16 protein-coding genes and 1 pseudogene are annotated in these 25,456 nt (G+C 68.5%); 9 read left to right on the top strand and 8 right to left on the bottom strand.

The genetic code is table 11. The features are described 5' to 3' along the window. Together MFF54_RS11380 and trhA are read left to right on the top strand one after the other, a co-directional pair. On the top strand, positions 1–527 hold a 527-nt coding region (locus MFF54_RS11380; protein ID WP_238302892.1), incomplete at its 5' end, for a COX15/CtaA family protein. Positions 528–803: 276 nt separating this feature from the next. Further along, positions 804–1,490: a PAQR family membrane homeostasis protein TrhA gene (gene trhA / locus MFF54_RS11375; protein ID WP_238302891.1), complete on the top strand. Its 687-nt coding sequence runs from the start codon at positions 804–806 to the stop codon at positions 1,488–1,490. Positions 1,491–1,808: 318 nt separating this feature from the next. Here the strand turns inward: trhA and MFF54_RS11370 are convergent, their stop codons facing one another. The 3 genes from MFF54_RS11370 to MFF54_RS11360 all read right to left on the bottom strand — a co-directional run bounded on the left by MFF54_RS11370 (position 1,809) and on the right by MFF54_RS11360 (position 4,676). After that, positions 1,809–3,269: a methyl-accepting chemotaxis protein gene (locus tag MFF54_RS11370; protein WP_238302890.1), complete on the bottom strand. Its 1,461-nt coding sequence runs from the start codon at positions 3,267–3,269 to the stop codon at positions 1,809–1,811. A 411-nt stretch (positions 3,270–3,680) separates the two neighbouring features. Beyond that, a complete protein-coding gene (locus tag MFF54_RS11365; protein WP_238302889.1) occupies positions 3,681–4,328 on the bottom strand; it encodes a hypothetical protein in 648 nt (215 codons plus the stop codon). A gap of 99 nt (positions 4,329–4,427) precedes the next feature. Beyond that, positions 4,428–4,676: a hypothetical protein gene (locus tag MFF54_RS11360; protein ID WP_238231815.1), complete on the bottom strand. Its 249-nt coding sequence runs from the start codon at positions 4,674–4,676 to the stop codon at positions 4,428–4,430. Between the two features lie 226 nt (positions 4,677–4,902). Between MFF54_RS11360 and MFF54_RS11355 the strand changes: the two genes are divergently transcribed. After that, entirely contained in the window at positions 4,903–5,127 is a 225-nt protein-coding gene (locus MFF54_RS11355; RefSeq protein WP_238302894.1) for a hypothetical protein, read from the top strand. Between the two features lie 147 nt (positions 5,128–5,274). On the opposite strand, the gene MFF54_RS11350 is transcribed toward MFF54_RS11355, so the two are convergent. Further along, a complete protein-coding gene (locus MFF54_RS11350) occupies positions 5,275–6,351 on the bottom strand; it encodes a hypothetical protein (RefSeq protein ID WP_238302888.1) in 1,077 nt (358 codons plus the stop codon). 37 nt (positions 6,352–6,388) lie between these two features. After that, positions 6,389–9,364 carry a penicillin-binding protein 1A gene (locus MFF54_RS11345; RefSeq protein WP_238302887.1) on the bottom strand — a complete coding sequence of 992 codons (2,976 nt, stop codon included), beginning with the start codon at positions 9,362–9,364 and terminating at the stop codon, positions 6,389–6,391. 167 nt (positions 9,365–9,531) lie between these two features. On the opposite strand from MFF54_RS11345, the gene MFF54_RS11340 reads away from it, so the two are divergent. From MFF54_RS11340 to gyrB, 3 genes are all read left to right on the top strand, one after another. Further along, entirely contained in the window at positions 9,532–11,199 is a 1,668-nt protein-coding gene (locus MFF54_RS11340) for an alpha-amylase family protein (RefSeq protein WP_238302886.1), read from the top strand. Positions 11,200–11,284: 85 nt separating this feature from the next. Next, on the top strand, positions 11,285–11,926 hold the full coding sequence (locus MFF54_RS11335; protein ID WP_238302885.1) for an MBL fold metallo-hydrolase: 642 nt from the start codon (positions 11,285–11,287) through the stop codon (positions 11,924–11,926). A 185-nt stretch (positions 11,927–12,111) separates the two neighbouring features. Further along, the gene (gene gyrB, locus MFF54_RS11330) at positions 12,112–14,556 is read left to right on the top strand and encodes a DNA topoisomerase (ATP-hydrolyzing) subunit B (protein WP_238302884.1); all 2,445 of its coding nucleotides are present in this window, start codon (positions 12,112–12,114) and stop codon (positions 14,554–14,556) included. A gap of 310 nt (positions 14,557–14,866) precedes the next feature. On the opposite strand, the pseudogene MFF54_RS11325 reads toward gyrB, so the two are convergent. Beyond that, positions 14,867–15,101: pseudogene (locus MFF54_RS11325) on the bottom strand (hypothetical protein); the annotation flags it as partial. 122 nt (positions 15,102–15,223) lie between these two features. Between MFF54_RS11325 and MFF54_RS11315 the strand changes: the two are divergent. Further along, entirely contained in the window at positions 15,224–15,388 is a 165-nt protein-coding gene (locus tag MFF54_RS11315) for a hypothetical protein (RefSeq protein WP_238302882.1), read from the top strand. 46 nt (positions 15,389–15,434) lie between these two features. Here the strand turns inward: MFF54_RS11315 and MFF54_RS11310 are convergent, their stop codons facing one another. Both MFF54_RS11310 and MFF54_RS11305 read right to left on the bottom strand, forming a co-directional pair. Continuing rightward, positions 15,435–20,501, bottom strand: coding sequence for an esterase-like activity of phytase family protein (locus tag MFF54_RS11310; protein ID WP_238302881.1), 5,067 nt, complete (start codon positions 20,499–20,501; stop codon positions 15,435–15,437). 628 nt (positions 20,502–21,129) lie between these two features. Further along, positions 21,130–21,414, bottom strand: coding sequence for a SemiSWEET family transporter (locus MFF54_RS11305; protein ID WP_238302879.1), 285 nt, complete (start codon positions 21,412–21,414; stop codon positions 21,130–21,132). Positions 21,415–22,052: 638 nt separating this feature from the next. On the opposite strand from MFF54_RS11305, the gene MFF54_RS11300 reads away from it, so the two are divergent. Together MFF54_RS11300 and MFF54_RS11295 are read left to right on the top strand one after the other, a co-directional pair. Beyond that, a complete protein-coding gene (locus MFF54_RS11300; RefSeq protein WP_238302878.1) occupies positions 22,053–23,180 on the top strand; it encodes an HD-GYP domain-containing protein in 1,128 nt (375 codons plus the stop codon). Between the two features lie 830 nt (positions 23,181–24,010). Next, the gene (locus tag MFF54_RS11295) at positions 24,011–25,396 is read left to right on the top strand and encodes a carbohydrate porin (RefSeq protein ID WP_238302876.1); all 1,386 of its coding nucleotides are present in this window, start codon (positions 24,011–24,013) and stop codon (positions 25,394–25,396) included. Positions 25,397–25,456 lie beyond the last annotated feature (60 nt).

The raw sequence follows: 25,456 nt of genomic DNA, 5'->3' as shown, positions 1-25,456 counted from the left end.
CGCGGCTGCGCGCCGCGGCGCTCGCCCTGCCGGTCCTGGTTCTGGTGCAGATCTTCCTCGGCGGCCTGGTCGCCGGCTCCCATGCGGGCCTGCTCTACAACACCTGGCCGACCATGGACGGGGCGCTGATCCCGCCGCACGCGGAGCTGTTCGCGGTCACCCCCTGGATCGAGAACTTCGTCGACAACACCACCCTGGTGCAGCTCAACCACCGGCTCGTCGCCTACCTGATCGTGCTGGCGGCCCTCGCCCACGCGGTCGACGCGTGGCTCTCCGGGGCCGCGGGCGGGGTGCGGGGCCGGGCGGCCGGCGTCGCAGCCCTCGCGGTGGCGCAGATGGGGCTCGGCATCGTCACCCTGCTGCTCGCGGTGCCGCTCTGGGCGGGCCTCGCCCATCAGGTCCTGGCGATGGGCGTGCTGATGATGGCGACGGTGCATGCCCGGCTGAGCCTCGGCGCGCGGGCCCCGGCGCGTGCGCAGGGCGAGACCCCCTTCGGCTTCGAGGGATTGGCGGGCGGCCGCCTCTGAGTCCAGCACCCGCTCCGAGCCTTGCGTCACGAAACGGTCTCGAAGGCGCCCTAAGCGTCTTCGGGACCGGGGCGCGAAGCTGACGCCGCAGCGCCGAGGGAGCGAGCAAGCAACCGCAAGGCTCCGTGCGGCCTTTTGCTGCGCAGCGATCGTGCTGCACAGCACAAGCCTTCACCACGCTCGCAATTCGGCGTGGATATCCAGTGTTTACGCATTTTGCGTACGGAACGCCTTCGCCTCGAAAATCTTACACTGCACGCGCTGCAGGAGGCACAGATGTTCCTGGCCGAGGACGGGAGACCGCTGTCACTGAACTGGCACTACTCCAAGCGGGAGATCCTCGCTGACGGTGTGGTGCACGGGCTCGGCGTCGTGCTCGGGCTCGCCGGCGCGGTCGCGATCGTGGCGACCTCGCTCACCGCCCATCTCGGCTGGGGCGAGCGCGTGGCGGTGGTGGTCTACGCCACCGCCCTGGTGGGCATGCTCGGCGTCTCGGCGACCTACAACCTCTACCCGGTCAGCCCGCGCAAGTGGCTGCTGCGCCGGGCCGACCACGCGCTGATCTACCTGATGATCGCCGGCACCTACACGCCGCTCGTGACCCTCGTCGGCACCGGGCCGACCGCCTGGGCGCTGCTCGGGGTGATCTGGGTGGTGGCCGGCATCGGGATCGCGGTGAAGCTGTTCTTCCCGGGCCGCTTCGACCGGCTCTCGATCGGGCTCTATCTCGTTCTCGGCTGGAGCGGCCTGCTCGCCTACGAGTCGGTGATCGCGGTGCTGCAGCCGACGGCGCTCTGGCTGCTTGCCATCGGGGGGGCGCTCTACACGGTCGGCGTGGTCTTCCACGTCTGGCGCAGCCTGCCGTTCCAGAACGCGATCTGGCACGCCTTCGTGCTCGCCGCGACCGCCTGCCACTACGGCACCGTCTGGGCCAGCATGTCGGGCGTGGCGGCGCTGGGCTGAGCCGATAGCCCTTGAGTCTGGCCCTGCGCCGAGAAGAACGGCCGAGAGGCCGATCCCGAGTGCGGGGGTTTGGCGAGGACCGCCGAGGACGGAAGCACGGGCCGCACGCGGCCGTTCTTCGCTCGCCCGGTCCAGGCCGCCCGTCCCGAGCAGCAGCGGGAGGCGGGCCCTCCTGCGATGTCGCCGTAGCGAACTCAGCGGTCTGGCCACGCGGCGCGCGAAGCGGTCGATGCGGCCTCGGCCGAGATGCCTGCGCCGCGGTGATCGCCCCGTGACGCCGGGCGCCGCTTTGGCATCCGGCCAGGGCGGCTGCGCAGATCAGCTCGCCTTCAGGAAGGTCTCTACGCTCTGCGTGAGACCGGCCGGGTAGTCCGCGAGCCGCTCCGAGATCTGGCGGACACTCTCCGCGAGTTGGCCGGTCGCGCCAGCGGCCGAGGAGACGCCGTGGATGTTGGACGCCATCGCCTGGGACGAGGCCGCCTGCTCCTCCACCGCCCGCGCCATCGTCAGCGTCAGCCTCGATAGCTCGTCGACCGCGGCCGTGATCGTGTCGATTGCCGAGACCGCCTTCTGCGTGGTGCCCTGGATGGCCTGAACCTGCCGAGTAATCTCCTCGGTCGCCCGGGCGGTCTGGCCAGCGAGTTCTTTCACTTCGGCCGCGACGACGGCGAAGCCTCGACCGGCCGCACCCGCGCGCGCCGCTTCTATCGTGGCGTTGAGGGCGAGCAAGTTGGTCTGATCGGCAATCAACTTGATCATGCCGACGACCGCATCGATCTTGACAGCGTTCTCAGCGAGGATCCGCACGGTACCCACCGTCGCGTTGGCTTGGTCGGCGATCTGGTTGGCCCGCTCCGACACCCGGCCGACCTGACTTGAGATCTCCTGGATGGAACTGGCCATCTGCTCAGAACCGGCGGCAGCCGAGGCTGCGAGCCCGCTCGACTGATCGGCCGAGGTGTTCAGACCCTGGGCCGAACTCCGCATTTCCTCGATCGCCTGCCGGAGCGCATCGACGACGCGCGTCACCTCCGCCACCATCGCGACCTGGGCCGTCACCACAGACCACGTCAGCATCGGGCCGACGTAGCGCCCTTCCGCATCCCGGATCGCGGAGACCTTTAGGTCGAGCGTCTCGGGTCCGACCTTGATCTTTGCCCGATGCGGTAGACGGCTCGCATCGGCGAGCATCCTGCGCTGGTGTCCAGGATTCTTATGAAAAATGTCAAAAGATTTCCCGATCAGCTCAGAGGCCTTGATCGGCAGATGCTCTTCAATTGTCTCCAGGGTTCTGAGCGAAGTTTTGTTGATGAAGCTGATTTTGAAATCGTCGTTCGGATCGGCCGTCATGACGCCGACCGGAACCTCGTCAATCATCATGCTCTGTCGGATGTTTTCATTCTTCCGGCTTGTGATGTCGTATGCGAATTTGACGACTTTATACGGCTGTCCGTCCGCGCCCCGGATGGGATTGTAGCTGGCTTCGAGCCAGACTTTCCGGCCGCCCTTCGCGACACGCATAAATTCACCTGACACGTAATCACCCGCGCGGAGGCTCTCCCAGAACATCGCGTATTCCGCCTCCGTGACCGTTGCTGCGTCAATGAACAGGCGGTGGCTTTGCCCCTCAACTTCATTCAAGTTGTAGCCAACCACGTTTAGAAAGTTATAATTTGCCCTTAATACTGTACCGCTCAAAGAAAACTCTATAATAGCAAGCGAACGATCAAGGGCGTCGAGGATCGCCTTATCTTCGCTGAATTTCTTACGGATCAACATTTTAAAGATCTCAAGATACGCGCCGCACTTCAATCTATATATAAACGAAACGGTTAATAATTCGTTGATAAAAAGTAATCAAGAAGATGCAATTGGATAAAAAGACTACTGTCAGTTGTGAAATCGCTATTGCCGGACATCCATCCGGCGGCCAATTCGGGCTCGCCATCACCGAATGATGCCGCTGTTTTGCAATCAGCCTGTCGGCAGCCAAGAGCGTCAGGTCTGATTGAAGCGCACTCATACCGGGCCGACCTCGGTCGGCTTCAACATCTGGTTCGGGCAGCAGCCCCGAAGCCTGCTCCCCACATTGCACGACCCTTCGCATGGTCAAGTCGATTGCGTTTGGGTCCCGCGGACCAGGGACCCGGCGCGCCTCAGGAGCGCATCGGCGCAACCCTGGCGCCCGGCCTACCGCACCGGCGTCCAGGCATTGATCACCCGGATCGGGCTGGCCTGGGCGGTGGCCTGCTCCGGCAGCGCGGCGGGGCTGCGCGGCCCGCGCTTCATCCGGGCCAGCACCCGGCGGGCCTCGTCGGCCGGGAGCGCGCCCACCGGCGTCACCATGGCGGCGAGCTGGCGGCGGGTCTGCTTGCCGATGAGGCGCGAGCTCTGCGCCGGCTCGAAATCGCGCAGCGTGTGGCGCTTCTCGATCCCGCCGGTGTAGACCTGCGGCCCGCTTTTCAGGATGACGATGTCGCCCGGCCGCAGGGTCTCGTCCCGCATCAGCGCGGCGGCGGGGCCGGCCGACATGTCGAGGGGCGTCTGCCGGTCGGTGATCTTCACCTTCAGCGGCTCGGGCTTGTGCAGGGCGGTGTAGCGGGTGCGCGGGCGCGGACGCTCCACCCGGTGGCTGCGTCGGCGGTAACCGGTGTCGGAGCCGTATCCGTAGACGGGGACCTGAACCTGCGGTTGTGCGACCGGCTGCTGCGGTGCCGCCTGCGACCGTCCGAACAAGGCCTCGAACAGGCCCCCATCCTGCGCGTGGGCGGCCGTACCGGCCATCAGTCCAAAGGCAGTCAGCGCCAGGACGGCGCGGCGGGGGCTGGTCGCGGGCATCGGCTTCTCCGGGACACGGTGACGCGGGCGTCGTCCGTGCGCTCAACGAAAAGTTGACCGCGACAGTTCCGAACGTTCAGCCTTCCCTAAGGGGTACGGTCAGGCCGGGGCGGCCTGCTCGCCCTCGCCGATGCAGTCGAGGGCGCGCTCGACCGCGCCGACCGCGTCGAGCAGGTGCTGGACCGTGCGCTCGACCTCGAGCGGCGGGCGGCCCGTCCCGGCGGCGCGGGCGCAGACGTCCTCGAGCTGCTCCAGCAGGGTGAGAAGATCGCCCGCGACCGCGACGACCTCGCAGCGGGCGAGTTTCGCGACGGGCTGGCGCTGGCGGAAGGGCAGGACGTTGCTCATCGGGATCGCTTGTCGCCCGGCCCCCGCGGATTCGCCAGGGGAGGGGGCCCATCCTCCACACGATTGCGGCCGGGCATGGCGCGGAAGCCGCGCGGAGGGTGAGTTTTTCGTGGCGATATCGCCTCGCATCGTGCCGACCCGCACGCCGGGGCCGGGACGCAGGCTTGACGGCGGCGGCGGGCCGGCCCACGCCGACCGCCAGGACCGAACCCGCAAGGACGCCGCGATGCGCACCAGCCCTTCCCCGACCCGCCTGCCCCTCTTGCTGGCGGCGTGCCTCAGCCTGGGCCTCGGCGCCTGCACCAGCACCGGCGACAGCGGCTTCTCGCAGCAGTTCAGCGCCGACGCCTTCAGCCGCTCGAACGACACCAACGGCACGCAGAGCCGCCGCGACGTGAACCGCGCCTACACCCAGCCCTCGCTGCCGACGATCGGCAACCGGGGGTACTGAGAGCGGGGCGGGCGGATCCGCTCGAGACGAGACCCGAGCGCTCTGCGCGCATCCGCCCTTCCATAAGTCGGGCCGGCGCCCCCGCATTGTCCCTCCTCTGCGGGGCGGGAGAGCGCGGGGGCGCCGGCCCGAGAGGTGTCGGTCGCCTCAGCGCTTGCCCAGCGCGTCCGCGAAGGCCGCGATGCGGTTGCGGGCGTAGGTCGGCAGGCCCGCGCTGATCGAGGTGCCGGTGTTGAAGCTCGAATTGCCCATCAGCACCTGGGCCGGCAGCAGGTTCTTCAGCACGGGCACGCGGGCGTACTCCGCCTTGCGGTCGAGCACGTCGGCCTTGATGGCGAGCGCCATGTAGGTGGTGACCACGGTCTTCTGCGGGTCGCCCGGCATCGGCTGCAGCACGGCCAGGAACTTGCCGAAGCGCAGGATCTGGTTGACCCAGAAGATCGTCTGCTCGATCCCGCCGGTCACCGGCGTGTCGACCTTGGTGAGCGTGGCCAAAGCGGCGGCCTTCTCGGAGGGCAGAGTGCGCAGCTCGCTCTGGAAGGAGACGAACTCGGCGATCTTCTTCGACGAGCCCTCTTCCAGCTTGTTGGCGAGCTTCACGCCCAGCGGCAGCTTGCCCTCGAGGTCGTAGCGCGACTCGATGCAGGTCGTGCCCGGCTCGCACCAGGGCCGGTCGGGCCGGCGGGCGAAGGCGGCGGCCGGGTCCTTGGTCGGGGTCACGTCGGCGGGATTGAGCGCCTTGTGCTTGATCGCCGGGTCCATGGCCTGGACGAAGGCGAGGTTGGCGAAGGCCTGGAGATCGATCGCCTCGGGCGGACGGGCCACCACGAAGCGCCCCTCCGCCACGTAGACCTTGAGGGTCTCGTGGCGCTGCTTCGTCACGCCGTTCACGGTCTGGGCGTAGTCCGGCTCCTTGTACCCCGGGAAGGGGGCGAGCGCGGCGGCCTCGGCCGGCTTCTGCCGCTGCCAGTCGAGATAGGGGGTGAGCCCGCTCTCCGGGTTCTGCGGCTGGTCGCGCCGGTCGCTGAACAGGATCGTGCCGGGCCGGAGCGCCGTCGGATCCTGCGCGGTGACGGAGGGGACCTCGCGGATCCGCTCGGAGGCCGGAGCGGCGCCCGTGCCCGGCCCGGCGGCGGGCGTCTTGACCTGGGCGAGAGCGGGCAGGGCGGTCGGAAAGGCGGCGATCAGGGCGAGAGCCAGGGCTGCCGGAAGCTGTGTCCGCACGGGATGTGTGTCCTTGGATGGTTCGCGGAGGGGCGCGTCAGTAGCGCGGCTCGTCGCCGAACAGGTAGTCCGGGTCGCGGCGGCGCGGGCGCGTGTCGTAATCCTCGTCGCCGAAGGGCGAGCGGTTGGTTCCCGGCCAGGGCCGGTAGCCGTCGAGGTCCCCTTGCGCCCGGCGGGAGCGGGCCGGGCGGCGCTCGCCGAACGGGTCGAACAGGTCGGGCTCGGCGCGCGGCCCGCGCTCGCCCGTCATGTTGCCGTAGAAGTCGCCCTGCACGTCGGCCCCGTCCTCCGCGCCGCCCGCGAGGTCGCCGTCCTCGGCGTCGGGACGCCCCGCATAGACGGTCTCGCGCGGCACGAGCCGGAACTGGGTGTCGGCCACCCGGCCGTCGCTGCCGCGGCGGAAATGCTCGGCGCCGATATCGGCGATGAGGGGCCGCGCCTCCGGCGAGGGCCCGGCGAGCGGGGTCTTGGCGATGCCGTTCGCCCAGGCCGCGTTGAAGATCTGGCCGGCGATCGGCACCGCGAGATGGCCGCCGGTCTGGCCGCGGCCGAGCGTCCGGCGGGTGCCGTCGGCGTTGTCGTAGCCGACCCAGACCACCACGGTGATCTCGTTGGTCAGCCCCGCGAACCACGCGTCGTTCTCGTTCTCCGAGGTGCCGGTCTTGCCCGCGATGGAGGCGCCGTTGCGGGCGAGCGCGGCGGCGGTGCCGTGCTGGACCACGCCCTGCAGCATGGTCTTGAGCTGGTAGAACGAGACCCGGTCGGCCGAGCCGATCCGCACCGGCTCGCGGGCCTGATGGGTGTAGAGCGGTTTGCCGTCGCGCTCGACCGCTTCGAGCGCGTAGGGCGCGGGCCGCGCGCCCTCGTTGGCGACCGCCGCGTAGAAGCCCGCGAGGTCGAGCATCCGCACCGGCTGCGCGCCCAGCACGAAGGGGTAGTAGGGCTCGCAGGCGGCGTAGATCTGCGCCTCCAGCGCGATGTCGCAGACCCGCTTCAGGCTCTGGGGCGCCTTCTCGGCGATCCCGCCCTGGAGCAGGCGCGCGGTCACGAGGTTCTTCGAGAATTCGAGCCCCCGCCGCAGGGTCGTCGGGCCGGAGCCGCCGCCGTCGTAGTTCTTCGGCGACCAGGAATCGCCGACGCCCCCGATCGGCGGCAGCGTCACGGCGCTGTCCAGCACCAGGGTGTTGGGCTGCAGGCCGGCATTGAGCGCGGCCAGGTAGGTGAGGGGCTTCAGCGTGGAGCCCGGCTGGCGCACCGCCTGGGTCACCCGGTTGAGCTGGCTCAGGGGGTAGGAGAAGCCGCCCGCCATCGCCAGGATGCGGCCGGTGCGGTTCTCGAGCACGAGCGCGGCGCCCTGCACGCTCGGCCGCACCCGGATCTCGGCGCGCAAGCCCTTGCCCTCGCGCAGCTTCACGCGGACGGCGTCATAGGGTTGCAGGCGGTTGCGGGCGATGCCCGGATCGAGGCTCGCGACCCTTCCGTCCGGCAGCCCGACCCGCACGCCGTTGCGGCCGGTCTCCAGCACCACCGCGAGCGGCCAGCGCACGTCGTAGAGGACCGGCCGGGCGCTCTCCAGGGCGCGCAGCCAGGCGGGCTTCGGGCCGGCCGGCTTCGGCGCGGGCTTGGCGGCGACCTTGGCGGCCTTGCCCTTGCGGCCGGGTGCCGGCTCCGCACCCGTCACGGTGGGCGCGGATTGCGGCGCCGCCTCGGGGGCGGGCGCAGCGGCTTCCAGCCGGCGCACAGCGTCCGCGAGGTTGAGTTCCGGCCCGCTCCAGGTCTGGCGCCCGGTGGCGCGCTCGTAATTCGCCAGCCCCTCCTGCAGCGCGCCCTCGACGGCGCGCTGGAGCCCGGCATTGATGGTGGAGCGCACCGTGAACGAAGCCGCGGTGAGCGAGTCGACGCCCGCGAAGGTGCGCGCCTCGCGGTTGAGGTAGTCCACCACGTAGAAGCCGCTGTCCCGCCTCGTCGTGTCGAGGGCCTTCAGGCCGAGATCGGCCTTCACCGCCTCGGCCATCTGGGCCTCCGTGATCGCGCCCTCCTCTTTCAGGCGCGAGAGCACGTAGGCGCGCCGCTCGCGGGCGCGCTCCGGGTACTTGTCGGGGCTGTAGAAGTTCGGGCCCTTCGGCATACCGGCGAGCAGCGCCGCCTCGGCCAGGTTCAGCTGCCCGACCGATTTGCCGAAATAGGAGCGCGCCGCCATCTCGATGCCGTAGGCACCCCGGCCCAGATAGATCCCGTTGAGGTAGAGGCCGAGGATCTGGGGCTTCGTGAGGATGCGCTCCAGGCGCGCCGCCACGATCATCTCGCGGATCTTGCGCTCGTAGGTGACGTCGTCGCCCACCGAGAGGTTCTTCACCACCTGCTGGGTGATGGTCGAGCCGCCCTGCGGCCGTCCGGGTGCGGCGAGGTTGCCGATGAAGGCCCGGATCACCCCGCGCTCGTCGATGCCGCGGTGGCTCTCGAAGCGCTTGTCCTCGGCCGCGATGAAGGCTTGTCGCACGAGGCTCGGCACGGTCTCGATCGGCACGGCGAGACGCCGCCCGTTCGCCTCGAAAGTCTCGGCGAAGGGCTTGCCCGCGCCGTCGAGGATCTGGGTCATGCCGGGCAGCGCCTTGTCGCGCAGCGCTTCGGCGGTCGGCAGGTTCTCGGTCGCCTTGTTGTAGAAGTCGATCACCGCCCTCGCGTCGAAGGGGGAATTGGCCGGGTTCTCGCCGTTGCAGAACTGGCGGTAGCTCGTGTTGAGCTCCCCGATATCGAGCCCGTGCAGGATCTTCGGGGCGCCGGCACCCGCCACCGCGCTCGGATCCTCCATCGCGGTGGAGATCAACTCGTCAAGATTGATGTCCTCGATGTCGAAGGCCTTGCGCATGTGGGCGCAGCCGTCGCGCAGGAGCTGCACGACCTTCGGTCCGTCGGTCGCGGGGTCGAACTGGGTGCGCACGGCATCGGGCCGGGTCGTGACCTGGCTGAGCGTCAGCGCGGTCGCGAACAGCTTGATCAGGATGGTGTTCATACGGTCCGGAAGCCGACGGTCTCGTCTCGGGCCCGGCCGGGATAGGCCTTGTGCCGGGGCTCCGATAGGGGCGCCACAACGCGGCTGTTTTAAGGTGGGGACGCGTACGGCAACGCTTTTCCGCGGGGCCGCGTTAGGACGCCGGCCCCACGCCCGCGGAGGCGCCCGTGATCACCGACCTCTGGTACAAGAACGCCGTCATCTACTGCCTGTCGGTCGGCACCTTCATGGACGCCAACGGCGACGGGATCGGCGACTTCGCCGGGCTGGAGCGCCGGCTCGACTACCTGCAAGGCCTCGGGGTCACGGCGGTCTGGCTGATGCCGTTCCAGCCCTCCCCGAAGCGCGACGGCGGCTACGACATCAGCGACTATTACGGCGTCGATCCGGCCTACGGCTCGCTCGGGGATTTCGTGGCCTTCACACACGCGGCCAAGCAGCGGGGCCTGCGGGTGCTGATCGACCTCGTGGTCAACCACACCTCGGACCGGCATCCCTGGTTCCAGGAGGCCCGCAAGGACCCGGATTCGCCCTACCGCGACTGGTACGTCTGGTCGAAGGAGAAGCCGGCCACAGCCGACGAGGGCATGGTCTTTCCCGGCGTGCAGAAGACCACCTGGACCTGGGATGCGCAGGCCAAGGCCTACTACTTCCACCGCTTCTTCGACTTCCAGCCCGACCTCAACACCGCGAATCCGGCGGTGATGGCCGAGATCCTGAAGATCATGGGCTTCTGGATCCAGCTCGGCGTCTCGGGCTTCCGCATGGACGCGGTGCCGTTCGTGATCGCCCAGAAGGGCGCCGGCCTGAAGGGCGAGCCCCGCGAGCAGTTCGACATGCTGCGCGACTTCCGCGAGTTCCTGCAGTGGCGCAAAGGTGACGCGATCATCCTGGCCGAGGCCAACATCCTCCCCAAGCAGGATCTCGACTATTTCGGCGACGACGCCGACCGCATGCACATGATGTTCAACTTCCAGGTCAACCAAGCGACCTTCTACGCGCTGGCCGCCCACGACGCGCGGCCGCTGGCCAAGGCGATCGCCCGCACCAAGCCCCGGCCGCTCTCCTGCCAGTGGGGCACCTTCCTGCGGAACCACGACGAGCTCGATCTCGGGCGCCTCACCGACAAGCAGCGGGCGCTCGTCTTCGAGAAGTTCGGCCCCGAGAAGGGCATGCAGCTCTACGACCGCGGCATCCGGCGCCGGCTCGCGCCGATGCTCGACGGCGACCCGCGCCGGATCCGGCTCGCCTACGCGCTGATGTTCGCGCTGCCGGGCACGCCGGTGCTGCGCTACGGCGACGAGATCGGCATGGGCGACGACCTCGCCCTGAAGGAGCGCGACTGCGCCCGCACACCGATGCAGTGGACGAGCGAGGCGCATGGCGGCTTCACGGTCTCGGACCGCCCGGTCATGCCGGTGATCGACCACGGCCCCTACGGCTTCCGGCATATCAACGTGGCCCAGCAGCGCCACGAGCAGGACTCGCTGCTGAGCTGGATGCAGAGCGTGATCCGCATGCGCAAGGAGGCGCCCGAGATCGGCTGGGGCGAGGTCACCGCCCTGGAGACCGGGCGCAACGCCGTGCTGGCTTTGCGCTACGACTGGCGCAACAACGCCGTGCTCTGCGTGCACAACCTCGACCCGGGCCCGATCGAGGTCTCGGTCGAGACCGGCGTGCCGGAACCCGAGGGCCACCTCCTGGTCGATCTCCTCACCGGCCAGCGCAGCGAGGCGGACGCGCACGGGCGGCACTGCCTCTGCCTGGAGGGGTACGGCTACCACTGGTTCCGGGTCGGCGGCCTCGACGCGCCCTTGAGGCGGGCGCCGGCCTGAGGGCTCCGCCCGCCCGGGGCGGGTGCCCTCACGGCGCGATCCGAGCTAGAGATGCGGCGACACGTGAACAGCGAACGGACGCCGCATGCCAACGCCCCGCGCCGGGATCATCCCGGTCACGCCCTTCCAGCAGAACTGCACCCTGATCTGGGACGATGCCACGAAGGTCGGCGCCGTGGTCGATCCCGGCGGCGACCTCGACCGGATCGAGGCGGCGATCGCCCAGCAGGGCGTGACCGTCGAGAAGATCCTGCTGACGCACGGCCATATCGACCATGCGGGCGGGGCGGCCGAGCTGAAGGAGCGCCTCGGCGTGCCGGTCGAGGGCCCGCACCGGGCCGACCAGTTCCTGCTCGACTCGCTGCCCGAGACCGGCGCCAATTACGGCCTCGACGGCGCCCGGGTGATCACGCCCGACCGCTGGCTCGACGAGGGCGACGAAGTCACGGTCGGCGGGCTGAGCTTCGACATCCTGCACGCGCCCGGCCACTCGCCCGGCAGCGTGGTCTTCGTCAGCCGCGACGCGCGCTTCGCGCTGGTCGGCGACGTGGTGTTCAAGGGCTCGGTCGGCCGCACGGACCTGCCGGGCGGCAACCACGAGCAGCTGATCGACGCGATCAAGCGCAAGGTGCTGCCGCTCGGCGACGACGTCGCCTTCATCCCGGGCCACGGGCCCACGGGCACGCTCGGCGAGGAGCGCGTCTCGAACCCGTTCCTGCAGGATTGACAGCCCTAACGGGACTTTAACGCGGACCGGCCAGAAATCGGCGCCGGGCGCAGCGTGCCGCGCCCGGAAACCGATGCAATTTCAAGGCTGAACCCCTATATCAGGCCGGTTAGACGAATCGCAGGCGAAGCCGCCCGACAGGGCTGGGCGGCGCATGACGACGACCCGCCTGCCCGAGGACATTCATGGCCGACACTCCGCAGACTGAACACGACGCCTACGGCGCGGAATCGATCCGGGTTCTGAAGGGGCTGGACGCCGTCCGCAAGCGTCCGGGCATGTATATTGGCGATACCGACGACGGCTCGGGCCTCCACCACATGGTCTACGAGGTCGTCGACAACGCGATCGACGAGGCGCTCGCCGGCCACGCCGACCTCGTCACCGTGACGCTCAACGCGGACGGATCCTGTACGGTTTCCGACAACGGCCGCGGCATTCCGGTCGACATCCACCGGGAGGAGGGCGTCTCGGCAGCCGAGGTCATCATGACCCAGCTGCACGCGGGCGGTAAGTTCGACCAGAACTCCTACAAGGTCTCCGGCGGCCTGCACGGCGTCGGCGTGTCGGTCGTCAACGCGCTCTCGGTCTGGCTCAAGCTCCGGATCTGGCGCAACGACCAGGAGCACGCGATGGAATTCGGCCACGGCGAGGCGAAGGCCCCGCTGAAGGTGGTCGGCCCCGGCAACGGGCGGCGCGGCACGGAGGTGACCTTCCTGCCCTCCACCGAGACCTTCACGATGGTCGAGTTCGATTACGCCACGCTGGAGAAGCGCCTGCGCGAGCTCGCCTTCCTGAACTCGGGCGTGCGCATCGTGCTCACCGACGCGCGCCACGCCGAGAAGAAGCGCGAGGAGCTCTACTACGACGGCGGCATCGAGGCCTTCGTGCGCTACCTCGACCGCTCGCGCAAACCGATCGAGGGCATGCAGAAGCCCGTGGTGGTGCGCTCCGAGCGCGACGGCATCCGGGTCGAGGTGGCGTTCTGGTGGAACGACTCGTTCAACGAGACCGTGCTGCCCTTCACCAACAACATCCCGCAGCGCGACGGCGGCACCCATATGGCGGGCTTCCGCGCGGCGCTGACCCGGCAGATCACCGGCTACGCGGAATCCTCGGGCGTCGCCAAGAAGGAGAAGGTCTCCCTCACCGGCGAGGATTGCCGCGAGGGCCTCACCGCCGTCATCTCGGTGCAGGTGCCGGACCCCAAGTTCTCCTCGCAGACGAAGGACAAGCTCGTCTCCTCCGAGGTGCGCCCGGCCGTCGAGAACGTGCTGAACGAGGGGCTCTCGACCTGGCTGGAGGAGAACCCGTCCCAGGCCAAGGCCCTGATGGGCAAGGTCGTGCTGGCGGCCTCCGCCCGCGAGGCGGCCCGCAAGGCGCGCGAGACCGTGACCCGCAAGGGCGCGCTCGATATCGCGTCGCTGCCGGGCAAGCTCGCCGACTGCCAGGAGCGGGATCCGACCAAGTGCGAGATCCTGCTGGTGGAGGGTGATTCCGCCGGCGGCTCGGCCAAGCAGGGCCGCGACAGGGCGTTCCAAGCGGTTCTGCCCCTGCGCGGAAAGATCCTGAACGTCGAGCGGGTGCGCGCCGACCGGATGCTGTCGTCCGCCGAGATCGGCACGCTGATCACGGCGCTCGGCGCCGGCATCGGCCGCTCGAGCACCGATCGCGAGGGCTTCAACCCGGACAAGCTGCGCTACCACCGCATCATCATCATGACGGATGCGGACGTGGACGGCTCGCACATCCGCACGCTGCTCCTGACGTTCTTCTTCCGCCAGATGCCGGAGCTGATCGAGCGCGGGCACCTCTACATCGCCCAGCCGCCGCTTTACAAAGCCGAGCGCGGCCGCAAGGCGCTCTACCTCAAGGACGAGCGGGCGCTGGAAGACTACCTGATCGACCAGGGCACGGAAGGGGCGGTGCTGCGCCTCGCCTCCGGCGCCGAGTTCGCCGGCCCGCAGCTGAAGACGCTGGTCGAGGAGGCGCGCAGCTTCCGCGGCATCCTGCAGGGCCTGCACACCCGCTACGACCGCGCGGTGGTCGAGCAGGCGGTGCTGGCCGGCGCCTTCGCGGGGGATGTGGCCGAGAATCCCGGCGAGGCCGAGGTGCTGGCCGACATGACGGCCAAGCGCCTCGACGCGATCGCCGACGAGATCGAGCGGGGCTGGGAGGGCGAGGCGCACGAGGGCGGCTACCGGCTCAGCCGGACGCTGCGCGGCGTGCGGCAGGTCGCGACGCTCGATGCCGGGCTGATCACCAGCCAGGAGGCGCGCCGTCTCGCCGAGCGGGCCGACGCCTTCCGGGAGATCTACGGCGAGCCCGCGACGCTCGCGCGCAAGACCGACGAGACCGTTCTGCACGGGCCCGTCGGCCTGTTCGAGGCTGTGATGGCCTTCGGGCGCAAGGGCCTCTCGCTCCAGCGCTACAAGGGCCTCGGCGAGATGACCGCCCAGCAGCTCTGGGAGACGACGCTCGACCGCGACGTGCGCTCGCTCCTGCAGGTCAAGGTGAAGGACACGACCGACGCCGACGACCTCTTCGTGAAGCTGATGGGCGACGTGGTCGAGCCGCGGCGCGAGTTCATCCAGGAGAACGCGCTGAGCGTAGCAAACCTCGACGTGTGAGCATCGGGCGCTTTCATGCCTCGGTAAACTTCGGCCCTACCGGCGGATCTCTCGTCCGGCTCAGCACCGAGTCGTGACGCCACCGCCGGTAGGTGTTCGCGCTCGGAGGACGCCGGCTGACGGGTGCGGGCGGCTTCGGACCTTCAGCCGGTCGACCGGGACCATGAGCCCGCCGGAGGAATGCCGTCGGCTCGGGTCGTCGGGCAACAGGTTGGCCCAGACCGGGCACCGCCCGCCCATGATCGAGCCGCTGCAGCGCGGCCTGGGGCCCCTCTCCGCCTTGGGGCAGCCTCTGCCCGGCCCACCAAGCTCATGCAGCCCGAGCCGTGCCGAGGAAGCGGTGAACCTCGTGGGTGAGGTGCTCGGATTGGCGAGAGAGTTCCGAGGCGGCGCCCGCCACACCCGCGATGTTGCCGGTCACTTCGCTCGTGCCCGCGGCGGCCCGGCCGACGTTCCGCACGATCTCGTTCGTGGCCGCACCCCTGCTGCTCGACCGCCGCCGCAATCGAGGCTGCGACGCCGTTGATCTCGCGGATGCGCGCGGTTTCTTCCTCCAGCTGCCGGGTGCGGATCAGGTTGTCCTTGAACACCTGCACGGCGGATGCCCTCGTCCCGGCGATCGGCGAAGGGCACAGGGGTCTGGAGCTCCCCTTCGGCGAGCCGGTGCATGCTGCCCGTCATCGTGCGCAATGGCCGCAGCACGCCCGGCAACGCGCCGCGCTTCGTCCGTGCGGTCGAGGAATGCCGATCGGACTGTCTCGCGCGGCTCAAGGGGGCCGCAGGGGCCCGCTTGTCCGATGATGCCCGCGCGATACCCGTGAACGGGCGGTGAGCCGCCGACCGCATCCCCATGCGCCGGGAGCGACCGCGATGCGGGCTCAGGCCACGAAGCGTTCGGGGTCGACCTGACCGGCGCGGATCCCGGCGAGTAGAACCGTGCCGCCGCCGGCCAGGGTGAGCAGCGCGTCGCCGTTCTCGGTCGCGCCGACCGTGTAGGGCTGCCCGCCGAGGCTGATCCGGTCGCCGCCGGCCTGGTCGAACCCCACGATGACGTCCCGGCCCGCGTTCGAGCCGAAGACGTAGAGGTCGGCGCCGAGGCCGCCCACCAGAAGGTCGTCGCCCGGCCCGCCAATGAGCGTGTCGGCGCCCTGGCCGCCGTAGAGGGTGTCGGCGCCGAGATTGCCGAAAAGCGCGTCTGCGCCGAGGTTGCCGTAGACGACGTCGTCGTCCTGCCCTCCGAACAGCGTGTCCTCGTCCTGGCCGCCGTAGAGCGTGTCCGCTCCCTGATTGCCGTAGATCGCGTCGGCGCCCTGGTTGCCGTAGACGAGGTCCGCCCCGCGATTGCCGGAGAGAACGTCGCTGCCGGCGTTGCCGAACACCCGATCGTCGCCCTGCCCGGCATACGCCCGGTCGTTGCCCTGGCCGCCGTAGAGCGTGTCGGCGTCCTGGTTGCCGTAGATCAGATCCGCGTCCTGGTTGCCGTAGACGATGTCCCGGTCCGCTCCGCCGGACACGGTGTCGGCTCCGAGGCCGCCGAAGACGGTGTCGTCCCCGGCATCGCCGTAGAGCAGGTCGTTGCCGTCTTTGGATCCGACCACGTCGTTGCCGCCGCCGCCGTGCAGGGTGTCGTCGTCGGCGCCCAGCACCATGGATTGGGCGGCATCGTCACCGAACACCGTCTGCGCGCCCGCGCCGCCGACCAGCGAGGCGGGCCCGGACAGCACGACGAAATCGACGTTGTCGAGGGTGATCGGCGTACCGGGCGGAACGGACGAGGCATCGACGGTCACCACCATGCGCGTGCCGTCGCCGGGGCCCGCGACGCGGATATCGGTCGCTCCCGGCGTCGGCATGAAGGTGGAGACGTTGAGGTTCGTGCCCTCGGGAAGGCCGGCGAGGAAGATGCCGACGGCCTGTTCCACGGCAGCCTTGTCGAGGGTGTCGGGCAGGGCGCGGACGGTTCGCCCGGCCGCGGTTTCGGCGACAGCCCGGTCCGTGGTCGTGGCCAGGCTGGCCCCCGTACCACCGGCCTGATTGCCGGAGGGCGGGGCAGGCGATTGGGGCGGCGGGCTCTGTTCCTGCTGCAAGGTGAGGAGCGTGCTGCCATCGGCATCGGCTGACACGGCGAAACGGGCCCCGGCAAGCGCCGGGTCGATGCTGAGGCTGGTCGCCTGCGATCCCAGGCCGAGGCTCAGGCGGCCGGTCGTGCCGTCGTAGACGAGCGGTCCGGCCTTGTCGTAGGCGAGGCCCTGCAGGTCGATGGCGTCGCCCAGGTCGAAACCCGTGATGCGGTTGGCGTAGGTGCCGGGCAGGTCGAGCCGCAGGGTCTGAGCGCCGGTTCCGAAACGGATGATCCCCGCGCCGGCCGCGGCGACCGAGGCGAGTTCCAGCGTTCCGCCGACCAGCAGGGTGCCGCCCGCGTAAGTGTTCGCGCCGGACAGGGAGAGGCGCCCGCTCCCGCTCTTCGTCAGGCTGCCCGTGCCCGAGATGGAACCGGAGACCGTTCCGATGCCGGCCAGCCGGATATCGGCCGCCCCGTCCAGAACGATGGTGCCGCTTGCCTCCACTGTGCCGCCGATGCTGAGGCCCGTCTGGCCAAGCCGGAGCGTACCCTCCTGGCCGACGATCAGGTCGCCACCGGTCGACAACTGGCGACCGGACGCCGTCAGCACCCCGGCGGCCACACGGCTCGACCCGGTCAGCCGGCTCTCTCCGGTCAAGGTCAGGCCGCCCCCGTTCAGGGCGATCCCGGCGAAACTGTTGCCGCCCGCCAGCGTGAGGGTGCCCGAACCGTTCTTCGTCAGCGTTCCGGGGCCGGCGATATCGTTGCGCCAGAGGTCCGCCGCGTTGAAGGCGGCACCCGGACGGGTGTCGTCCGCCGATGCCGCGGCGTCCATGGTCACGACGGTGTCCGTCGCGAGCCGGGCATAGCCGTCGGCCGCCCGGAACAGGTCGAGCCGAGCCCAGCCGTTACCGTTGTCCATCACGCCGCCGGACGGGAGAGCGGTGGATGCCAGGATGTCGCGGATCTGATCGAGACCGAGATACGGGAAGCGGGTCGCCAGCAGGTAGGCGGCCTCGCTCGGCACGGTGATGGGCTGATCGGTCGGACCGATGTCCGGAAGCCCGTAGGTCAGGCGGCGATTCCAGTCGGCCTTGTTGGTTGCGTAGTCACTGAAGCGATCGGTCGGACCGCTCGCGGCCTTCTGGGCGATCGTCTGGCCGGTGCCGGCGAGGGCATCGGACATGGCCTTCCGGACCGACAGCGCCGTGTTCCGGACGTTCGCGCTCCCGCCAGGATTGTTCGAGGGATCGAGGAAACCGGCGGTGCTCCACGCCGCCACCATGCGCCCGGCGATGACGTCGAGCGGGTAATGGACCCCGTTCACGATCCGATGCTCGCCGTACTCGCTCGCGCGCGTCATGATCTCTTGGAAGCGCTCGGGAAAGATGTAGGCGAGGTAGAGTGCTTCGGCGAACCCCTTGCTGGTGTGGCCGCTCGGGAGAGAACCGCCGCTCCCCCCGACGAGCGGCTTGATGCTGGGATCCGCCAGGAAGGGACGCGGATAGTTGAAGATGGCCTTGGCCTTGGCGGACTCGTTCCCTGCGGCGTCGTTCACGGCCCATCCGGTGCCGTCCGCATTGCCGTAGGGCATGCCCGGCGCATTCAGGCCACCCAGGGCCGGGCCGCCGACCAGCGCCGTCGAATAGGCCCTGTCGTCGGCCTGCGCTGCCGCGCGCTCGGCCGGCGTGCTGGCGGCCATGATGTCCTTGACCGCCTGCAGGTTCCGCGCGAGCAGGTCGGCATGCTCCTTCCGGATGTCGTCGAACCCGCTGAGCAGCTTGCCGACATCGCTTTCGCGGAGGGTGGGTGCCGCCGTGTCGTCCGTGAGCGTGACGTCGTTGTCGCCGCTGCCGCCCTGGAAGCTGAGGCGGTAGCTGCGGCCGTTGGCGCTGAAGGTCGAGCCTTCCGTGAGGATGGCGCCCCCGTAGCGCAACGACGGGGCGCCCGTGCCGTTCGCGCCCGTGATCGCCTCGGTGCCATCGTTGTCGACGACGACGAAGCTGTCGCCCCGCTTCGCGGTGAAGGATCCGAACCGCAGGTCGAGCGCCGCGCCGTCGAGGCTGACCGAGCCGGTCACCGCGACCTGATCGTAGCCGGACCCCGCGCCGGTCCCGTTGAGGTCGAGGGACAGCGTCGCGCCGGACGCCAGGCGCACGTCGCCCGTCCTGAGGACGCCGACGGTGCTGCCGGGCGCGAGTGCGCCGCCGCCTTCCACCGACACGGCGCCGAGCGAACCGATCCCCCCGAGCGTCGCGCCGGCGCCGACGGTCGTGTCCGAACGGCCGGACGAGCCGTTGACCAACAGGGTGCCGGCGGAGACCCGGGTCGTCCCGGCATACGTGTTGGCTCCTTCGAGGGTCGTCGTTCCCGTCCCGGTCAGCGCCAGGCCACCGACGCCCGCCAGCACCGAGGCGAACGTCACGCCGACGCCTGCTCCACCGGCATCGATCGTGAGCCCGCTCGACCCGAGCGTCAGCGCGTCGCCGGCGATCCGGTAGCCGCTCGATTCGAAGCGGAGGGCCGCGGCCGATACCGGGCCCGCCTGCGCGTCGATCGAGACGGTGCCGCCCGTACCGGAGAAGAGCGCCGTCCTGCCGGCCCAGGCATCGTTGATCCGCCCGTCCGCGCGCGTCCAGTTCTGGCGGTCGGTCGCGGCGGACCAGGTCCCGGGCCCGCCTCCGGCCGCGCCGTCCGCCATCGCCCCGTCGCCGTCCCAGCGCTGGATCTCCGGCACCGGCGTTTCCAGTTCGAGGACGACGAACTGGGTCTTGCGCTGCTGCGCACGCGCGTTGCTGTCGGAGACCAGGACAAGGCTGGCCTGTCCATTCGGCAGGACCGGTCCCAGACTCATCCCTTCGATGTTGTCGATCTTGGTATCGTATGTCGCGAGCGTTGAGGCGAGATCGGCCGAATCGAAGAGGATCTGCTTCGATGCCGGCACGATTGCGGGATCGTTGTCGGCGAGGCTGCCAACCTTGGAGACGTCCGTCGCCGTTCCAAGATCGACTTGGTAGATCCGGATCGCGTTGTGGGAGACGCCCTGAGGCGCCTTCTCGGCTCCGATCCCGTCCCAGGCTCGCTCGAGAACGAGGAAGCGCGTGTCCGTGAGTGCCAGGATCTCGGCCGCGCCGTTGTTGCCGACACCTGAGGCGGGCGGGTTCGCGACCGGCCTGTTCCCGTTGTTCGGCGCGCTCAAGGAATCGAGCCGGTACGCATACTGCGCCGCGACGGTTCCGTCGCGGTCGAGGCGGGTAATCCGCGTCAGGTTCGGCGAGTCGCCCTGGAGGGCGTTCTCCCGGATGACCCAAAGGCCCTTGTCGGGCGTGAAGGTGAGCCCTTCCAGCCCGTAATTGTTCGTTCCCGGCGCGAAACGGCCCGTGACGATATCCGGCAGCGTCAATTGCTCACGGGTCACGCCATCCGCGCGCACATGGTAGACCGTGTGCGGCTCCTCCGACGTGAACCAGAGACCGTCGCCGTCCGGATCGTGGCGAACCGATTCCAGGCCGCGCATGCCCGGCATCCAGGATGCGGTATCCAGCGGAGTGACACCGGAGAATTGCAGCGTATAGCCCGGCACACCGGTCGAGAAGACTGGCGTCAGGCTGAAGTAAGGCGGGGTGGTTCGCCCGTTCGGGCCGCCGAAATACGCGTTGTCTCGAACGGCGATGAAAGTGTTTCTGCTCGCGTCGTAATCGACGCCTGAAAGGCCGTCGATCTGCCAACCGGCATAGCCCTGCCCGATCGGAAACGTTTGTGTGGCCAGGAACCTCGTTCCCTTGAGATTTTCGAGATTGCGTGCCACGCCCGATGCTCCTGATATCGTGACGTCACGTAGCTGTCGCCCGCCACCAGGGGCGCGGGACAATACAAGCCACATGAACGCTCAACAATAGCGTGTATTTAGAACCAACTATGCAATTTGGCAGCGCATTAGCGCTGTCGATGCACTCTGATCCGGCTTTTGCGACATCGATAAGCAGGCTGCAAGTTCATAATTAATTCACAAATACGTCTTGCGCGATCTCCGATACCGGCCACAAGACGATGCAAAGAAAAGCCCGTTTCCGGATCCTGTTGCTCGCACCAACTCACATTGGGAATGGCGCGCCCGCGATCCGGCCACGCGCTGGCCCACGTCTCGATGTGCGGGCAGACGGACCAAGCGGACCGCGCCGATCGGTTTCCGCTTCTGCCTCGCCACTGACATGCCGCCGGGCCGCACCCTCCGGAGGTGCCATCGCGGCAACCGCGCGCCCACGAAGCGGCCGCGCGGCCGGGAGGGCCGGCGCCTCACCGCCATCAGGGGCATCCTCCCTGTCCCGACAGGTGGACGGGAAGAGCGCGCGATGGCGGTGCGCTCGGCGTGCCGGCACAGCGCTCGTCGCCCCTGACGCGGCGGCAGAAGAGGGCGGGCCAGGCAGAGGAGCGCTCCACGACCCGGGGCCCGGGCAGCTTCCGGATGCCGCGGCAGAACCTCCTCGATCGTGGCGGAAGCGGCCCTCGGATCAGAGAGCGGTCACCATGGCGACGGCCGCCAAGATGACGCCCGGCACGTTGGCGCAGACGAGGGGCCAATCCTTTCGGGTTCTGAAGGCGCCATAGGCCGCCCAGAGGGTCGCTGCGACGAGCGCGGCCGCGGGCTGGATGGCGGACCCCTTGGTCCCCTCGAGATTGCGGGCGATCTGATCGATGTAGGCGAAGAACATCGAGACGGAGGCCGCCGTGGCGATCCACCCGATGATCGCGATCGGCGGACGCCCCTCTGCCAGCGTCCGCGTATCCGTCGCCACGGAACTCCCGACTGCCGGATCCGTCATTCAATGCCCTCGGTTATGAAGTTCGACCTCAGATACGGGTCACGCCGTCTTGGGCGCGAAGCGCGGTCTTGGGCGCGAAGCGCCGGACGTGGATCCGCCCTCCCCACCGGGCGCGCATGCCCGGGCTCGGCAGCCCGCTCCACGAGCCGGTCGACCGATGCGGGCCGCGATCGATCCACGACCAGCTTAGAACGTCGGCGACGCACAGGGGCAGAGGATCGGGCGGCCCGAAGACCCCCTCCAGCCGAGCCGTTGAGGCCATCTGGAGGCAGGGAACGGATCGGCTTGGTCTGGTTCCGATCTCAGCAAGGACCATCCATCGAGAACCGGTCGTGTGAAATGCCCTGAGGCCGACGTCATGAGGATCGGCACGGGGTCGAGAGCGCCGATCATGGCATATCGGGGAAGCGGCCGTTGACCCTGCCTAGGAAAGCCTTCGCGCGAAGTCAATCGACAATATCGATACTTTTAGTTGTATTCCAAGTAAAGGCAACCTTCGATTGAGATATCAGAAACATACATCAGCCCGAATCGTTGCTATGCCTTCAAATTATATTAACGTGCTACTGGCCTTATGCGGGCCATAACTTGCGGTACCCTGGCGGATCGACGTGAAGCAGCCGGCAATTTTACTGGTAACCGACCGGCAGGATCGCAGCCAGTGCTTGATCGAGGCAGCGCAATGCATCGCCGATTGCCAAGTCCTGGCGATCAATCAACCCTGGTACCTCGCCGCGCCCGTGCTCGGCATCATCGTCGATGTCCGCTTGGAGCAGCCACGGACACGCTCGTGCCTGTCGTGGTTGGCGCAGCAGATCGGAGCGCACAGACCCCCAGCGATTCTCGTCGGGTGCATGCCCGGTGTCGCTGCGCCCGGGGCCCGCCCCTGGGGCACCGCCGTCTCTCTCGCAACCGACGCCGAGCCTCGTACCGTTGTGGCGGCCCTGCTCCGCCTGCTCGATCCGCAGGCGTCCGTGGCCGACTGGATCGTGCGGCGCGGGGCCACGCGCAGCGCAAATCTTCTCAGGGCCATGTTCCGGAGCGCAGAGGCTGGCGCCGTGGATCTCGCTGCGGTCGAGGACGGGCTCGAGCCTGTGATGAACGCTATCCGGGAGGGTGGCTTGACGCACTGGCTCGATGTCGTCTGGGAGCACGATGACATCACCTTCCAGCATTGCCTTCTGGTCTCCGGCTTGGTCTCGGCCTTCGCACAGAGCCTTGGGCTCTCGCGCGCCGATCAACTGACCATGGCGAGAGCGGCACTTGTCCACGACGTTGGCAAAGCGCGGATCCCGCACGCGATCTTGAACAAGCCGGGCAAGCTCGATCCCGATGAGATGGCGGTGATGCGCACGCACGCCGTGCTCGGCTACGATATCCTGCGAGCCTCGGGCACCTGCGACCCGATTGCCCTGGCGGTGACGCGCCACCATCACGAGATGCTCGATGGATCCGGCTACCCGAACGGCTTGAGCAGTGAGGCGGTCTCGGATCCGATCCGGTTGCTGACGGTGTGCGACATCTACGCGGCCTTGATCGAGCGACGCTCCTACAAGGCGTCGTTCTCGTCCGATGAGGCGATGCGCGTCCTGCAGAACATGGTCGGCAAGCTGGACGGGGCGCTGGTGCAGGCATTTGGGATAGCCGTGTCATCGCGAAACGGGTGTTGGAGCAGGCTGCCGCCGGTCAGTCGGACGCGAGACGAGGGTCCCGCGGATTTCGGTCCGGCCGAAAGGTGAGCCTCGTTCAGGGGCCGGCCGTGCCGCCGCCAAGGCGACGGCCCAGGGCGTCAGCCACCCCGGGGTCTGCGCGAGGACGGCTCTCGTCGTACGGGTGCCGCCACGGCTCGATCCTGCGCCTCGCCTCGGCCGACACCAAGAACACGCCGCGTTCAGGCACCCGTCGCGCAGGCGGCCTGCTCCTCGGCAGACCTGGCCTTCTTCACGCCTCCGCTCCCCCCGTCAGGGTCTCACGGAACCGGAAAGCGCGCATTCCGGCCGGACCATGCCGAAGGGGACCGTGAACGAGCCGGAACGCCATACCTCAGCGCGGACCACCACATCCGGGGGATGTCTCACCGAGACCTGCCCCGGCGGAACCCGGGTCGTCGAGCAGATGCCTCGCGATAAGCCGACCCAGCAAGAAGACAAGCTGGAGTTGCACGTGCGCGAGGTCAGTATATACGGTTGAAATTCAGCAGAATTTTGCAATATCTGGTTGTCTGAAACCAATTTTTAACCCGAATATCTCTAGTGAAGACTCGTTCCGTAGATGCAATAAATCGATATCTCGTTGATTGATAAAGTACAATTACAATACACGAGACGATCTTATTGCCGGATCTCATAGTAGTCGCTCGCCCCTTTCGTCTCCAAATTATTTAGCGTTCGACGTCTGTAACTTGCGAAACTGCGATCAGATTACGGCACAATTCGCATCCCGCCTCGGACACCGGAAGACAATGTCGCCCCCAGGAAGCCCGCTCGTTCTGTCGCTCTCGCTCGCAATGGCGTACATGATCGGGTCAGGGAAGGCCCCCGCTCTTGCTCAGACCGGCCCCGAACTCGGGATGGCCCCGGCTCCTGCAGCCGAACGCCCCACCCTCTCCACCCCTCCGGTACAACGCCGCCTCTCCGGATCGGGACGACCGGCCCTCGACGGCGCCCGCCCGCCGCTGGCGCGCCCCTCGACAGCGGCCGGGGTCGACACCGCCCCGGCCGGCAGCCTCGACACCCAGAGCGCCGCACCGCAATGGGGCGTACTCGGCAGCTTCGGAGGGGTACGGGACGATCTCTACCGCGCCGGCATCCGCATGGACGGCAGCTTCGACTATCAGACATCGACCAATCTTCAGGGCGGCCCCTATCAATCCCTGCGCGGCGCAGGTCAGCTCGCCGTCCGTTCGGCCGTCGACATGGATCGCCTCGCCGGCCTGGCCGGCGGCACCTTCAACGTCGCTCTCACCTATCGCTTCGGCCGCGGCCTCACCGCGGACCAGCAGTTCGGCGTGCTTCAGCAGACCGAGGAGGTCTTCGGCCGTGGCCGGATCCCGCGCCTGACCCAGCTCTCCTACACCCAGCGCTTCGGCGAGTTCCTCGATCTCAAATTCGGTCGCCTGCCGGTCAGCAGCGACTTTGCCGGCTTCGCCTGCGAGTTCCAGAACCTCACCTTCTGCGGCAACCAGCCCGGCAACCTCGTCGGCAATTACTGGTACAACTGGCCGATCTCGCAATATGCCGCCCGATTGCGGCTCGGCAACACGAGCACCGGCTATCTGATGGCCGGCATCTATCAGGTCAATCCGCGCGACCTCCGAGACGGCTTCAACTTCGACCCGTCCGGCGCGGTGGGCGCCCTGGCCATCGTCGAGGCCGCGGCCTTCCCGACGCTCCCACCCTTCAGCTATCCCGGCAGCTATACGGTCGGAGCGTGGTACCAGACCGGCGGTGGGCCCGACCTCTTCCTCAACCGCGACGGCCTGCCTCTGGCCGTGGCCGGAGGCGTGCCGATCGCGAACCGCGAGCGCAGCGGCCTCTACGGCGTTGCCGTACAGGAACTTTACCGGCCAGATCCCGCCAATCCGCTGAGCAGCTTGACTGCCTTCGTGCGGGTCACGATGGCCAATTCCTCGACCTCGTTCATCGACAGGCAGGAGACGATCGGCCTCGTCTACAAGGGCTTCTGGGCCGAGCGCCCGTTCGACTGGATCGGCATCGGCATCGGCCAGTCGCATGCAAGCCAAGGCTTGGGGCAGAGCGTCCAAGTCGCCAACCTTCTCGATGGCGGCGTTCGCCCGATCCCCGGATACGAGCGCGCGCTGGAGGTCTTCTACAGCCTTGCCCTCTCCTCCGACGTCGTGGTCCGACCCAACATCCAGTTGATCAACCGTCCCGGTGGCGTCGGCGGACGGACCGATATCGTCGTCTTCGGCGTCAAGAGCGGCGTCACGTTCTGAGCAAGACAGGGATCGGTCCAGTCGCGCCACAGGACCGGTGCGGCTGCGTACGCCCCACCA

This window comes from Methylobacterium gregans (genome assembly GCF_022179245.1).
Classification (GTDB): domain Bacteria; phylum Pseudomonadota; class Alphaproteobacteria; order Rhizobiales; family Beijerinckiaceae; genus Methylobacterium; species Methylobacterium gregans.
The sequence above is the reverse complement of the archived record's forward strand: the minus strand, read 5'-3'. Positions and strand labels throughout refer to the sequence as shown.

Coding starts and splice junctions, on each gene's coding strand:
- MFF54_RS11295 (WP_238302876.1), top strand. CDS start 24,011: ATGGCCCCGGCTCCTGCAGCCGAACGCCCCACCCTCTCCACCCCTCCG.
- trhA (WP_238302891.1), top strand. CDS start 804: ATGTTCCTGGCCGAGGACGGGAGACCGCTGTCACTGAACTGGCACTAC.
- MFF54_RS11360 (WP_238231815.1), bottom strand. CDS start 4,676: ATGAGCAACGTCCTGCCCTTCCGCCAGCGCCAGCCCGTCGCGAAACTC.
- MFF54_RS11355 (WP_238302894.1), top strand. CDS start 4,903: ATGCGCACCAGCCCTTCCCCGACCCGCCTGCCCCTCTTGCTGGCGGCG.
- gyrB (WP_238302884.1), top strand. CDS start 12,112: ATGGCCGACACTCCGCAGACTGAACACGACGCCTACGGCGCGGAATCG.
- MFF54_RS11370 (WP_238302890.1), bottom strand. CDS start 3,269: ATGTTGATCCGTAAGAAATTCAGCGAAGATAAGGCGATCCTCGACGCC.
- MFF54_RS11345 (WP_238302887.1), bottom strand. CDS start 9,364: ATGAACACCATCCTGATCAAGCTGTTCGCGACCGCGCTGACGCTCAGC.
- MFF54_RS11365 (WP_238302889.1), bottom strand. CDS start 4,328: ATGCCCGCGACCAGCCCCCGCCGCGCCGTCCTGGCGCTGACTGCCTTT.
- MFF54_RS11310 (WP_238302881.1), bottom strand. CDS start 20,501: ATGTGGCTTGTATTGTCCCGCGCCCCTGGTGGCGGGCGACAGCTACGT.
- MFF54_RS11315 (WP_238302882.1), top strand. CDS start 15,224: ATGCTGCCCGTCATCGTGCGCAATGGCCGCAGCACGCCCGGCAACGCG.
- MFF54_RS11335 (WP_238302885.1), top strand. CDS start 11,285: ATGCCAACGCCCCGCGCCGGGATCATCCCGGTCACGCCCTTCCAGCAG.